Here is a 13393-nt window from a genome sequence, read left to right as displayed (position 1 = left end):
TTTACATGTAAAGATTTTTTAGGAGACTAATGCCGCGTGGATCAGTGTTTCGTCTTGTTCAAAATGAATCGTACAGTTACTTTTAATACCAATTTCTTCAATACTCTTTTCGTAGTTTCTATCTCTGCTTTCGCCTTTGATGGAGATTGAAAAAATAGGGTACTTTTTAGTATTAAAGCGAATATATTCACCTGTAATCAGCGCTAAGCGCGTGGTGATAATAGGTGCATTGAGGTGTGATTGGTAAACTTTAGTCAGTAGTTTCATAAAGTCTTCGACTTTGAGGCGAACATCTGGAAACGTCGGGTCAAACTCTTTTTTGAACTTGATATTAGCGTTGGTAGAAGAAGCACTAATGCAAAGATCTAAAAGTGCGTAGATGTTGACACTTTCGCCATATTCTTCAACGTTAGCAAATTTCTTTGTAGCGCTCTTGTAAAGCTTAATACCAATAGATGTTTCATCATCATACCCCACCGTAATGGCATAGAATTTGTACGAACTAAACGAGATGTCTACAATGGTTGTTTTAAACCCATAGGTCATACTCGCATAGGTTTGGGCAATGTCAAAGATTTTTTTATGGTTCACCTCACCAAGAAGGTATTGTGCTTCTTGGTTGAGGGAAACAATCTTACCCGTGTTGTCAAAAACAATAAAAGGATTGTAATCATGTTCAATCCACGCTTCTGCAAAACTACTCATTGCTTAGCTCTCAATATAGTTTTTAAGTTTTCGTCCAACTTTTGGATGTTTTAGTTTTTTAATCGCAGAGCTTTCGATTTGACGAACACGCTCTCGTGTAACGTTAAGCTCTTTACCGATCTCTTCAAGCGTTCGATCGCTTTCATCGTGCATCAAACCAAAACGCATACGAATGACGGCTTTTTCACGATCATTGAGTTGATCAAGTACTTCATCAATTTGATCTTTAAGATCGGATTTTAGAATGTAATCAATCGGTGCAATAGAAGTTTTATCTTCAACAAAATCGCCAAATTTACCATCATCTTCATTACCAATAGGCGCTTCCAACGAAATAGGCTCTTTAGTGATTTTGATGACGTTTTTGACTTTATCGGCACTCAAGCCCACTTCCAATGCAATCGTTTCGATGTCAGGCTCTTTACCTTCTTCTTGAAGGTGTTTACGAATGATTTTGTTGATACGGTTGATCGTCTCGATCATGTGGATTGGAATACGAATGGTACGGGCTTGATCGGCAATGGCACGTGAAATCGCTTGACGAATCCACCATGTCGCATAGGTTGAAAATTTGTATCCTTTTTTGTACTCAAATTTATCAACGGCTTTCATCAAACCAATGTTGCCCTCTTGAATGAGATCCAAGAATGGTAAACCACGGTTTGTATAACGTTTTGCGATAGAAACAACCAGACGAAGGTTACTTTTTGCCATACGTGTTTTAGACTCGTCAGCAATTTTTTTACCCCGTTTGATCTGTTCTAAAACCTCTTTAAGTTTTTCAGGATCAAGATCAAAGCCTTGTTTACTCGCTTCCTTGGTTTGGAACAGTTTTTTGATCTCCATGTAGGTCGAAACCATCGTGGCTTCAGGAACCATCGTCGTAATGTCTTCTTTGTTAAGATCAACAATATTCACAAGTAGTTTGACGTGATTTTCTCTCAATGTCTCGTTAAAAAGAGGTAAACGATACTCTAAACGTTTAAGCTCTTTATCGAATTCAAAGTCACTTTTAAGCGCTGTTTCCATAGATTTGACAAGCTCATTAATCAACTTACTTGTAGGTCCTAGATCCATAAGTGCATCTTTAAGAAGTTTCTTTTTATACGCAAGTCCTAGATCGTAGTTCATCATCTCTTCAGGATCTTCAAGGTTTTCTTCCGGTGGTCTGGTAAGACTTTTGAGCCAATCTTTTTTCGCTTTTTCTAACGATTTGAAGCTCTCAATAACTTTTTCAGTTCGTGTGTTGTCTTTTTTAGAGAAGGTCTTTTTCTCTTCGCCTTCTTCACCTTCTTCATCGTCAAATTCATCTTCTTCGCTATCATCATCCGTGTCGTCTTCAAAAGTTTTGAAAAGCTCTTTGACCCGGCGTTCGCGGTTAATCAGCGCTTCTTTATAGTCTAAAATAAAGTCGATAAGGTAAGGAACGGAGCAGAATGCATCGATGATGATATCTTCACCAAATTCAATTTTTTTGCTGATGTCGATCTCTTCATCTTTGGTTAAAAGTGAGATTTGTCCCATTTCGCGAAGGTACATTCTCACAGGACTATCACTGCGTGACCACTCTAAAAGTTCTTTTTCGCTGGCAAGGTCAAACTCTTCTTCTAGGGCTTCATCTTGGAGTTTTTGACGCTCTTCTTCTCTTTTTCGTGCTTCTTCTTTGTTGCGCATTTTGGCAATTTCAGCAGAAGAAATTAAGGTAACTTTGTATTTTTCTAAAAGACTCATCAACTTTTTGACATTTGCAGGTGTTGGAGGTTTTACAAAAAGGTCCATAACATTTTCGTAAGTAACATGTGCTTTTTCATTTTCTGCAAAAAGTTCTTCTAATGCGGTATAGAGTTCTTTTGAAGCCATAAGTGTAACTCTCCTTGAGTAAGGTGTGTGGAGGTAGGAATTTCTAAATTTCTTAATAAAAGATGTGGATTATACCGAGTTTTTTTTTAAATAGTATTAAAAGGGTAATTTTTTCAAAATGGAACGGGAGTTGCTTAAGTAGTGCATGATTCTAAATACTAGTGGGAAAAACGATGCAAAATAGCTACTATGGCGTTACCGGAGCAATGGTTACTCAGTTTAATAGGCTGGATGTCATCTCTAATAACCTTGCCAACTTAAATACCACAGCGTATAAACGTGATGATGTGGTTGTAGGTGATTTTAAAAGAATTTTTCAAGAATATAAAGATGAGATGCCACTTAAGGACAATACGAAAGAAGCAAGTAAATTTATGAATGCTTCTGTTGTCAGAGTTCCACAGATCGTTGAGCAGTATACGAAATACGATCAAGGTGGTGTTAAAAATACAGGCAATCCTTTGGATTTTGCACTTAAACGGGAAGATGCTTTTTTTATGGTTGAAACTCCCAATGGCATTCGCTTAACGCAAAATGGCTCTTTTTCTATCAATAATGATGGTGTCTTAACCACCAAAGAGGGTTATCCTGTTTTGCCTTCGACGTATTTCCAAAACAAACAGTACATTACCATTCCAGAAGACGGTGAACTTCGTGTTGATCAGAGTGGTGGCGTTTATAATCGTGAAGATCAGTTGGGAAGTTTGTACATTGTTCAAAGTGATGATGTTAAATCATTGCTCAAAGAGGGTAATAACCTCTACAAATTTAAAAGCACTGATGAATTAACACAACTTGGAGAGGGTAATTTAGTAACACAAGGCTTTTTGGAAACCAGTAATATTAATCCTGTCAGTGAGATGGTAGGTTTGATTGAAACCAATAGGCTTGTCGATATGTATCAAAAAGTGATGAAATCACATATGAACGATCTCAACACCGAAGCAATTTCTAAACTTGCATCAACAAAAGCATAAATTAGGTAAGGAATAACGCATGATCAGATCACTTTATACAGCCGCTACGGGTATGATCGCTCAACAAACACAGATCGATACTACTTCAAACAATATTTCAAACGTTAATACGATTGGTTATAAAAAGCAACGTGCCGAGTTTGCGGATTTGATGTACCAAACCATGACGTATGCTGGAACTTCAACCAGTGGCACAACGGTTTCTCCAACGGGTATTGAAGTGGGACTGGGTGTGCGTCCTACGGCGATTGCAAAGATGTTTACGCAAGGTAACTTTAAAGAGACCGGCAATTCATTAGATATGGCAATTACGGGAAATGGCTTTTTCCAAATTTTGCTCCCCGATGGAACAACAGGCTATACCCGTAATGGTTCGTTTAAACTCGATGCCGATGGCAATGTCATCAACAGCGATGGGTATCAAATGATTCCACAACTGGTTATTCCTGCCGATGCAACGCAGATTACTATTGGCGTTGACGGTATGGTTTCTGTGCTTCAAGCAGGACAAACCGCAACGCAACAAATTGGTCAAATTGAGCTTGCTAACTTCATTAATCCCGCGGGTCTTCATGCTTTAGGGGATAACAATTACATCAACACCAATGCTTCAGGCGATCCTATTGTGAGCAATCCTGGCTTAAATGGTCTTGGTCAAACCAGACAAAATTTTGTTGAGATGAGTAACGTTCAGTTAGTAGAAGAGATGACCGATCTTATTACGGGTCAACGTGCGTATGAAGCGAATTCCAAAGCGATTACGACGAGTGATCAAATGCTGCAAACCGTTAATGCTCTCAAAACGTGATTTGAGGTCATTATGCTTTTCTTGCTCCCCATTCTGATCTTGGTCGCACTGGTTGTTGCGATCGATCAGATCTATTTTAGTGATGTTAAACCCAATGATACAGCTTCTAAAAAAGAGTTGCATCAAAAAGCCAGTGATAGCAACGCAACACAAAAATATTTGGATCGCTACATCAAAAAATAGTCTATTGATGGCTCTGCCTCTTTTGAGGCAGAATACTTTACATGTAAAAGAAAATGAATGAATTTTTTAGCAATTTTTAAACTCACCATTCCTGTTATGATGGGCTACATTCCTCTTGGAATGGCATTTGGACTCTTACTGTCTAAACTTTTGATTCCGTGGTATTATGCTTTTTTTATGAGCGTTTTTATCTTTGCAGGTTCGGGTCAGTTTTTAGCCCTCACACTTTTTGCTTCACAAGCGACCATTTTAGAAATTGGTATTGCGACCTTTTTGCTGAACCTTCGCCATACCTTTTATGGGCTTTCGATGATTTCAACTTTTAAAGCGTTTTCATGGAAAAAACATTACCTCATTTTTGGACTCACGGATGAGACGTTTGCACTGTTGAAAACCAGTGAAGTTCCTGAAGAAAATCGCGAACGTGCGTATCTTTGGATTACTTTTTTAAACCAATGCTATTGGATCATTGGTAGTGTTGTAGGTGCTGTGCTTGGTAATATTGTGCCGTTTAATTACAAAGGCATTGAGTTTTCATTGACAGCACTGTTTGTGGTACTTTCCATTGAGCTATACAAAAAAAATAGATTGCATAAGCCTTTCTTTGTCGCCCTTATTATTGGGTTGTTTGGCATGATTTTATTTCCGCCGCAAAAGATGCTTATTTTATCGCTTTGTGCCGCTGCGTTTGTATTGATTGTTTTTAAGAGGAGTATGGAAAATGGAAAGTAGTTACATCATCGGAAGCATCATCATAGCAGCCCTTGCGACGTATGCAACCCGCATCATTCCTTTCTTACTTTTCCGTACACGTGAGCCTTCGCCACTCATTAAGTATATCGAACTCAATATGCCGCTCATGATTATGGTGATTTTAGTGTTTTACGCGCTTAAAGATGTGAAGTGGGAAAGTTACCCATATGGTTTGGCAGAAATCATTGGTGTGTGTGTTGCGATCGCTTTACATGTAAAGTTTAAAAACGCACTGTTAAGCATTTTTATCGCAACACTGACGTATATGGTTCTTATTCAGAATGTCTTTTAAACGCTTTCATCGTTAGACTCGCTCGATTTAGAATAGCTAAACCTTCGCGAATCCTCCTTGAAATCCTTTAAAATCCATCCTGAATAGATATTTGTTAAGCTTTTTTGACAAATTCCGATTTAAGTCCCATTGCGCCAATACCATCGACTTTACAGTCAAGATTGTGGTCGCTCTCGAAATTTAAACGGATATTTTTCACTTTGGTGCCACCTTTGATGACGGCAGATGAGCCTTTGAGTTTCAAGTCTTTAATGACCACAACGGTGTCACCATCCGCTAAAATAGTACCATGTGCATCTTTAATGACATTGACACTCTCTTCACTTGAAGCGCCATTTTTAGACCACTCATGGGCACACTCAGGGCAGATGATCATCTCGCCATCTTCGTAGGTATATTCACAGTTACATTTAGGGCAGGCAGGTAGTTGCATAATATTCTCGCTTCATTATTAGAATTTTTCTGCCTCGCAAGAGGCTAGCTTTAGCGCCACAGCGGCTTAGCGTAGGCTTTTAGGCTTTGCCTAAAAGCCGTGATATAAAGAGTTCTTGCAGAGCTCTTTTAAAATAAGTATGCCAAAGCTCGCCTCAAAAAAAGCTAAACAGTCTCTAGCGCCTTAAAAGAAAGGGAAACTCACGGTCTCTTTCATAGCGTTTGACCTTTTCTTCATAGCGATCAATGGCGGTGACCATATCGCGTGCGAATTCATAATTGATAATATAATCTTTTTCGTTTACATGTAACGTTTGCATTCCTTGCAAACCTGCATTGTACATGAGGGCATCTTTGATCGTTTCGGCATTACCATTGGTAAGGCGGCGAAGATCATGTCCGAGTCCTGTTACCCACAAATCCATAAATTCAACGCGAAAGGGCAAGACTTTTCCCCATGTTTGTTCAACTAAAATAGCATTTTTAAGTGAAAATTCGTGGAATATAATCGTATCTTGGTCTGGATTATACACGGCAATAATTTGATCTGGCATGGGTTTAAAGACAGGATTAATGGTGGCTAAATTGACCTCTTTGGGGGCACAGCCACTGAGCAAAAATGTAGCAAACAGAAGGATGGTCGTTATAAGTGTACGCATAAAAAGTCCTTACATGTAAAAACGAGATATGCTATTGTACATTAGAAATGTTAACGAAAAAGATAAAGAATAAAGCCCTTAATAAAGGGCTTTTAGCGCTTAAAGCGCAAAGAGGTCACTCAATTCATTGAAATTCATGGCTTCTAGGTTGGCTTGATCCGCACACGCACGCTCTATCGTCGCGCACTGTTTTGGACTAAGTCTTCCTGATAGATTGTGCTTGAATTTTGAAATGAGAAGCGGAATGCCCTCGACGCGTCTTCGTTTATGCCCAATAGGGTACTCAACTTCGACTTTTTCACTTTGTGTGCCATCTTTGTAGAAAATTTGCACTGCATTGGCGATGGAGCGTTTATCGGCCTCAAGGTACTCTTTGGTGTAGCGAGGATCGACGACCACTTCCATTTTATTGCGAAGCTGATCAACACGAGGATCATTCGCAAACGTATCTTCATAATGTTCTGCTACTAACGTTCCGTGGATCAAGGGAATGGCAACCATGTATTGAATGCAGTGGTCACGATCGGCAGGGTTAGCAAGAGGTCCTACTTTGTTGATAATGCGATGCCCTGACTCTTGAGTCGTAATGACAATGCTTTCAATTTTATCCAGCTTGTCTTTCACTTCATTGTGCAATTTTACCGCACACTCAACCGCTGTTTGTGCGTGAAATTCGGCAGGGAAGCTGATTTTAAACAACACTTGCTCCATTACATAACTGCCAAACGGTTGTGGAATGGTCAGTTTCTTACCTCCCATTTTGACATCTTCATAACCCCAAAATTTAGCACTGAGAGCGGATGGATAACCCATTTCCCCTGCCAGTGCTTTAAGCGCTAGATTCACACCGCGACTACTAGCATCGCCTGCCGCCCATGATTTGCGTGAACCCGTATTGGGCGCATGACGGTAACAACGAAGTGCTCCACCGTCAATCCATGCATGCGAAACCGCATTTCTGATCTCTTCCAATGTGCCTCCGAGCATTGCCGCCGCAACCGCTGTGGAAGCCACACGGACTAAAAGTACGTGATCCATGCCTTCTTTATTGAAGCAGTTTTCAAGCGCTAAAATACCTTGAATTTCATGCGCTTTGATCATTGCGGTCAAAATGTCTTTGACTTTTAGAGGTGCTTTGCCCTCGCTGATATTGCGACGGCTGATGTAATCACCCACCGCCCAAATAGCGCCTAAGTTATCGCTTGGATGTCCCCATTCTGCGGCTAACCAAGTGTCGTTAAAATCAAGCCATCGCACCATTGCACCGACATTGAACGCGGCGCGCTCTGGGTCGAGCTGGTAGGAAGTACCCGGCACTTTTGCCCCCAAATAGGGCATGGAAGCGCCTGGAACGACAGGCCCTAAAAGTTTGGTACATTGCGGAAATTTAAGTGCTAAAAGCCCGCATCCTAGGGTATCCATTAAACAGTAACGTGCTGTCTCATACGCATCTTCACTTTGGATCTTAAATTCAAAAGCGTAACGTGCAATGTCGGTTAAAAGTGGGTCAAATTCGGGTCGCTTGGTATCTAAAATACCCATATCTATACTCATAATGTTCCTTTACTTATCGGTTTTTAATGTCAACGTAGGCTCGATTCTCTGGTCCTATGTACTCGGAGCTTGGACGAATCAGTTTGTTGTCTCCACGTTGTTCGACCACATGTGCTGCCCAACCTGCGGTTCGACTCATCACAAAAATAGGCGTGAAATACGCTGTGGGGATGCCCATAAAATGGTAGGTTGATGCGCTGTAAAAATCAAGATTGGGAAAGAGTTTTTTCTCATCCCACATCACTTTTTCAATCGCCTCGGAAATTGGGAAGATGGTAGCATTTCCCACATCATCCGCTAGTTTGCGTGACCACTCTTTGATGACAATATTACGTGGGTCGTTGCTGACATACACACGGTGTCCAAAGCCCATGATTTTAGCTTTTGCTTCCAGTTTTGCGTGAATACCCGTAGTCGCTTGCGATGCTGAAGTGTACTCTGAGATAAGTTCCATCGCTGCTTCGTTTGCTCCACCGTGTAAAGGGCCTCGAAGCACACCAATCGCCGCGGTAATTGCAGAGTAGATGTCGGAGAGCGTAGAGGCTCCAATGCGCGCTGCAAACGTGGAAGCGTTAAACTCGTGCTCCGCATAGAGAATTAACGAGACATGCATCGCTTTAATCCAGAGTTCGCTAGGTTGTTTGTTGTGCAATTTTTCTAAAAAATAACCACCAATCGTATCTTGCGTGCTATTCGTGTCGATTTCTTTGCCATTGATATGGTAATGATGCCAGTAAAGTAAAATGGAAGGGAAAATGCCCATCAAACGGGTAATCTTCGCATCTTGATCGCTAAAATTATCGGCTTCAGGTTCTAAGCACCCGAGTGCTGAACAGCCTGTACGCATAATATCCATCGGATGAGCATTTTTAGGTAAATTTTTAAGTACGACCTTAAGTGCCTCAGGTAAGGCACGTGCTTTGATAAGCTCTTTTTTATAAGCATCAAGCTGGCTTTGTGTGGGCAAAATACCCTTAGTTAGAAGGTACGATACCTCTTCAAAGGTTGCATTTTGAGCCAGATCGTAAATATCATAGCCTCGATAATTGAGCCCATGACCCGTTCCAACGGTGCAAATGGCTGAACGTCCTGCCACAATTCCCGCAAGACCACCCGTTTTTTTTGTCTCTTTTGCTTGCATTCTTTATCCTTTTTCATTTTTACCTACGTTAGCCACTAGGGCGCTAAAGCTTGCCAACGGTATTGGCAGAAAGTTTTACATGTAAGCGATTATTTTTTATCTTTACATGTAAAGAGTGCGTCAATTTTCTCTTCAAAAGAATGGTAGTTCAACATATCGTAAAGCTCAGTACGCGTTTGCATAAGAGGAATCGAATTTTTCTGACTGCCATTTTTCAAAATATCTTTAAAGACCGTCAATGCAGCTTGATTCATCGCGCGAAACCCTGAGAGTGGGTAGAGCACCATAGCAATGCCGACAGACTCTAACTCTTTACATGTAAAGTACGGTGTTTGACCAAATTCGGTGATGTTGGCAAGCACAGGCACTTTAATAATTTTGGTAAATTGTTTATACTCTGCAAGCGTATGAATGGCTTCTGCAAAGATCATATCCGCTCCTGCTTCAACGTATGCTTGAGCCCTTTCAAGTGCTGCGGCTTGACCTTCCATCGCGTGTGCGTCGGTGCGCGCCATGACGACAAATTCATCGTCTATTTTACCGTCCATCGCAGCTTTGATGCGGTCACACATCTCTTCTTTACTGACGAGTTCTTTGTTCGGACGATGACCACAACGTTTTTGTGCGACTTGGTCTTCAATGTGACATGCCGCCGCACCTGCACGGGTCAGTTCTTTGATGGTACGAGCGATGTTAAAAGCGCCACCCCAACCGGTGTCCGCATCGACTAAGAGAGGCAAAGAAGAAGCAGAGGTGATACGTCTGACATCAATGCACACATCTTCTAAGTTGGTCATGCCCAGATCGGGAAGCCCAATACTCGCATTGGCAACGCCTGCACCGCTAAGGTAGAGCGCTTTATGCCCAACACGCTCTGCTTGCATCGCGCTGTAGGCGTTAATAACACCAACAATTTGAAGTGGATGGTTCTCGCTGACCGCTTTTCTAAAGAGTGAACCTGCACTGATCATACTCATTTTTTTCCTTTTTTAGGGATGGGGTATCCCAGTTTTTCGATTGATTGTTGAATACCTGCTAAAACACTTTCGTCTTCAATGGTGGAGGGCATACTCCACTCTTTACCATCTACCATTGAGCGCATAGTGGCTCGTAAAATCTTACCGCTACGGGTTTTAGGAAGCTTTTCAATGACAGTAGCCAGCTTCAGTCCTGCCACCGCACCGATTTCTTCACGCACCAGTTGTATAACGCCATCTGCGATGGAACGATTGTCACGCTCGATGCCGTCTTTGAGCACCACAAATGCCATCGGTACTTCGCCTTTAAGTTCATCATCTACGCCAATCACCGCACACTCTGCCACATCGGGATGTTTAGAAATGACTTCTTCCATCTCTCCTGTGGAAAGGCGGTGTCCTGCAACATTGATGACACCATCCATTCGTCCCATAACCCACACATAGCCATCTTCATCGATGTAGCCGCTATCACCCGTGAGATAGTAACCGGGGTAGAAGTTGAGGTAGGATTTTTTATAGCGTTGATCATCTGACCAAATGCTCATTAAACACGAAGGCGGAAGCGGGAGTTTGAGTACCAAATTTCCCAGTTGATTGGGTTTGCACTCATTGCCTTGTTCATCAAGGACTTTGAGGTTAAATCCCGGCATGGGTTTAGTGGGTGATCCTGCTTTAATAGGCATTGGGTCAAGTCCCATAGGATTAGCGGCGATTGCCCAACCCGTTTCGGTTTGCCACCAGTGATCAATCGCTGGTTTATTGGTGATTTTAGTGATCCACTCTAGCGTATCGCTGTCACAGCGCTCGCCGGCTAGAAAGATGCTTTTGAGTGCGCTTAAGTCATACTTTTTGACCCATTCACCTTTGCTGTCCTCTTTTTTAATGGCACGAAATGCAGTAGGAGCAGCAAAAAGTATATTGACTTTGTACTCATCGCAGACTCTCCAAAACGCCCCTGGATTTGGCGTTCGTACAGGTTTTCCTTCATAAACAATAGTCGTACATCCGTTCATCAAAGGACCATAGACAATGTACGAGTGTCCTACAACCCAACCGACATCACTGGCTGCCCAGAAAACATCACCCGGTTTGGCGTTGTAAACATTGTCCATTGACCATTTCATCGCAACCGAGTGACCGCCATTGCTTCGTATAACGCCTTTAGGTTTGCCTGTGGTTCCTGAGGTGTAGAGAATGTAAAGTGGATCGGTAGCATCCACAGGAACGCACTCGACTAAGCCTGCTTTTTCCTCTTCCATCTCCCAGTCTATGTCACGCCATGGAAGCATATTAGCTCTTTCTTGTGGACGTTGCCAAATAAGGCACGTCGTAGGTTTATGGGTGGATTGTTTGATGGCTTCATCTAAAAGCGGTTTGTATTTGATGAGCTTACTGATCTCAATACCGCACGACGCGCTGATGATGACACGAGGTTTCGCATCGTCTATTCGCGTAGCCAACTCATGTGCTGCAAATCCACCAAACACAACCGAGTGAATCGCTCCAATGCGCGCACAGGCTAACATCGCAATGACCGCTTCGGGGATCATCGGCATATAGATAACGACACGATCACCTTTAACCACACCTTTGTTCACAAGAATGGACGCCGTTTTAGAGACTCTTTGGCGAAGTTCTCTATAGGTATAGGTGCGTTTGGTATCGGTGACAGGTGAGTCATAAACGATAGCAAGTTGGTCACCTCTACCGTTGTCTATATGTAAATCCAGCGCATTGTAACAGCTGTTCATACATCCGCCAACAAACCATCTATAGTGGTTATCGACGACATCTAAGACTTTGTCCCATTAGTGATACCAATGCACTTTTGTCGCCGCTTGTGCCCAAAACTTTTCGGGATTTTCAATGGATTCTTTGTAAGTTGACTCATACTTCGATGACACGTGATCTCCTGTAGTACAAATTTTGAACAATTATATAACGACTTAAGGTTTAATTCAGTGTACTAGTTTTGATTTTTTAATACAATTTTCAGACATAGATGCTAGACTCGTACAGTTTTTATACAAAATGTATCAAAAAAGTACCAAGGTGGGCTCTATGTACGATAATGCTATTGAAAAAATAGTGGCGATTTACAACCGTTCGGGTCTTAGTATCTCTAAGTTTGCAGCCATCATCAATAAAGACCGCCGTACCCTTACGGCATGGATTGATAAGTTAGTGACTAAAGAACCTTCCCCTGAGGTGAAAGTTTCCATCTCTAAATTCTTTCGCTATCCCCCCACCATTTGGGAAAAAGAGTGTAATGGTGTTGATTTTGAAGATATGTTGGAACATGTTCCCAAAGATGAAATACGCATTATCGATCAAGGTTATGAGGGTGGACTTCGGTATATCTTAGATAAAGAAGCGCAAGATCGTTTTGTGATTCATCCGCAGTTTCCTGGACCTGCATATAGGGATAAAGTGGTTCCCACACCTTATAAACGAGTCATCTCAGCCGAAGCGGTGGCGCTAAAAAAACTACGCTATGATCAGATTTCAAACTATGCCTTTGAATCCACCGAGTGGTACTCCATCGAATCCTTGTTGCGTTTTGCCTTTTCGCGTATCGGTAATTTCTACACAAAGAGTGAAAAAATACAGATTTTAGAGTTGATGCACGACACCTTTTATGACAACTACAACAAAAGCCTCTACTTTTTTGACTCGCACTCGACGAAGATTTATGGCATGGATACGGCCTACTTTTCGATTAATGTCAAACAAAATTTTATGTTTTTTAAAATGCCGATTGACTCCTTAATTGTAGAAATTCAAAACAAAAAGTTGATTTACCGCATGCACCGTTATTTTACCTCTGCTTCCCAAGCGCCAGCGCACATTTCGAGAACAGATGCCGCTAAAATTTTGCGTATTATTAAAGGCGCCATTGTTTCGGATAAAACACTCATAGAGTGCTACTATGACATCGAAAAGCAAACCCCCTATGGTGCTCTGTTTTTAAACAATATCTCCCCGTTTGAACCACGAGAGGATATGCAATAAATCTTTACATGTAAAGAAAGTGTAAAGGAAAAGTCAA

Annotated in this window: 13 protein-coding genes and 1 pseudogene; 6 read left to right on the top strand and 8 right to left on the bottom strand. The window is 41.6% G+C overall.

All coding sequences use genetic code 11. The features are described 5' to 3' along the window. Positions 1–18: 18 nt before the first annotated feature. Together SJPD1_RS09645 and rpoD are read right to left on the bottom strand one after the other, a co-directional pair. The gene (locus SJPD1_RS09645) at positions 19–705 is read right to left on the bottom strand and encodes a hypothetical protein (protein WP_096046978.1); all 687 of its coding nucleotides are present in this window, start codon (positions 703–705) and stop codon (positions 19–21) included. Positions 706–708: 3 nt separating this feature from the next. Beyond that, positions 709–2565, bottom strand: a complete 1857-nt coding sequence (gene rpoD, locus SJPD1_RS09640) for an RNA polymerase sigma factor RpoD (RefSeq protein WP_096046977.1) — start codon at positions 2563–2565, stop codon at positions 709–711. A gap of 173 nt (positions 2566–2738) precedes the next feature. On the opposite strand from rpoD, the gene SJPD1_RS09635 reads away from it, so the two are divergent. From SJPD1_RS09635 to SJPD1_RS09620, 5 genes are read left to right on the top strand one after another with little or no spacing between them, the layout of a single operon-like run. Continuing rightward, entirely contained in the window at positions 2739–3542 is an 804-nt protein-coding gene (locus SJPD1_RS09635; protein ID WP_096046976.1) for a flagellar hook-basal body protein, read from the top strand. A gap of 19 nt (positions 3543–3561) precedes the next feature. Beyond that, a complete protein-coding gene (flgG, locus tag SJPD1_RS09630) occupies positions 3562–4350 on the top strand; it encodes a flagellar basal-body rod protein FlgG (protein WP_096046975.1) in 789 nt (262 codons plus the stop codon). Between the two features lie 12 nt (positions 4351–4362). Continuing rightward, positions 4363–4533: a hypothetical protein gene (locus SJPD1_RS14545; RefSeq protein WP_167749214.1), complete on the top strand. Its 171-nt coding sequence runs from the start codon at positions 4363–4365 to the stop codon at positions 4531–4533. A 57-nt stretch (positions 4534–4590) separates the two neighbouring features. Next, a complete protein-coding gene (locus SJPD1_RS09625) occupies positions 4591–5265 on the top strand; it encodes an AzlC family ABC transporter permease (RefSeq protein ID WP_096046974.1) in 675 nt (224 codons plus the stop codon). Continuing rightward, complete coding sequence (locus tag SJPD1_RS09620) at positions 5255–5578, top strand: branched-chain amino acid transporter permease (protein WP_096046973.1); 324 nt, start codon at positions 5255–5257, stop codon at positions 5576–5578. The genes SJPD1_RS09625 and SJPD1_RS09620 overlap by 11 nt, the downstream gene beginning before the upstream one ends. Before the next feature lie 94 nt (positions 5579–5672). Here SJPD1_RS09620 and SJPD1_RS09615 read toward each other — a convergent pair whose 3' ends face one another. From SJPD1_RS09615 to SJPD1_RS09590, 6 genes and pseudogenes are all read right to left on the bottom strand, one after another. Continuing rightward, complete coding sequence (locus SJPD1_RS09615; protein ID WP_096046972.1) at positions 5673–6014, bottom strand: zinc ribbon domain-containing protein YjdM; 342 nt, start codon at positions 6012–6014, stop codon at positions 5673–5675. A gap of 172 nt (positions 6015–6186) precedes the next feature. Continuing rightward, a complete protein-coding gene (locus tag SJPD1_RS09610; RefSeq protein WP_096046971.1) occupies positions 6187–6669 on the bottom strand; it encodes a YajG family lipoprotein in 483 nt (160 codons plus the stop codon). Between the two features lie 99 nt (positions 6670–6768). Next, positions 6769–8223, bottom strand: coding sequence for a 2-methylcitrate dehydratase (gene prpD / locus SJPD1_RS09605; RefSeq protein ID WP_096046970.1), 1455 nt, complete (start codon positions 8221–8223; stop codon positions 6769–6771). Positions 8224–8236: 13 nt separating this feature from the next. Next, positions 8237–9364 (bottom strand): bifunctional 2-methylcitrate synthase/citrate synthase, encoded by a 1128-nt coding sequence (gene prpC / locus SJPD1_RS09600; RefSeq protein ID WP_096046969.1) that lies wholly within the window; start codon positions 9362–9364, stop codon positions 8237–8239. A gap of 89 nt (positions 9365–9453) precedes the next feature. Continuing rightward, positions 9454–10332, bottom strand: a complete 879-nt coding sequence (prpB, locus tag SJPD1_RS09595; protein WP_275539364.1) for a methylisocitrate lyase — start codon at positions 10330–10332, stop codon at positions 9454–9456. A gap of 5 nt (positions 10333–10337) precedes the next feature. Continuing rightward, positions 10338–12248 (bottom strand): annotated as a pseudogene (locus SJPD1_RS09590) (propionyl-CoA synthetase). Positions 12249–12405: 157 nt separating this feature from the next. Here SJPD1_RS09590 and SJPD1_RS09585 point away from each other — a divergent pair. Continuing rightward, positions 12406–13356: a hypothetical protein gene (locus SJPD1_RS09585; RefSeq protein WP_096046968.1), complete on the top strand. Its 951-nt coding sequence runs from the start codon at positions 12406–12408 to the stop codon at positions 13354–13356. The last annotated feature ends 37 nt before the right edge of the window (positions 13357–13393 follow it).

The sequence above is a fragment of the Sulfurospirillum diekertiae genome, assembly GCF_002309535.1.
Taxonomy (GTDB): Bacteria; Campylobacterota; Campylobacteria; order Campylobacterales; family Sulfurospirillaceae; genus Sulfurospirillum; species Sulfurospirillum diekertiae.
The sequence above is the reverse complement of the archived record's forward strand: the minus strand, read 5'-3'. Positions and strand labels throughout refer to the sequence as shown.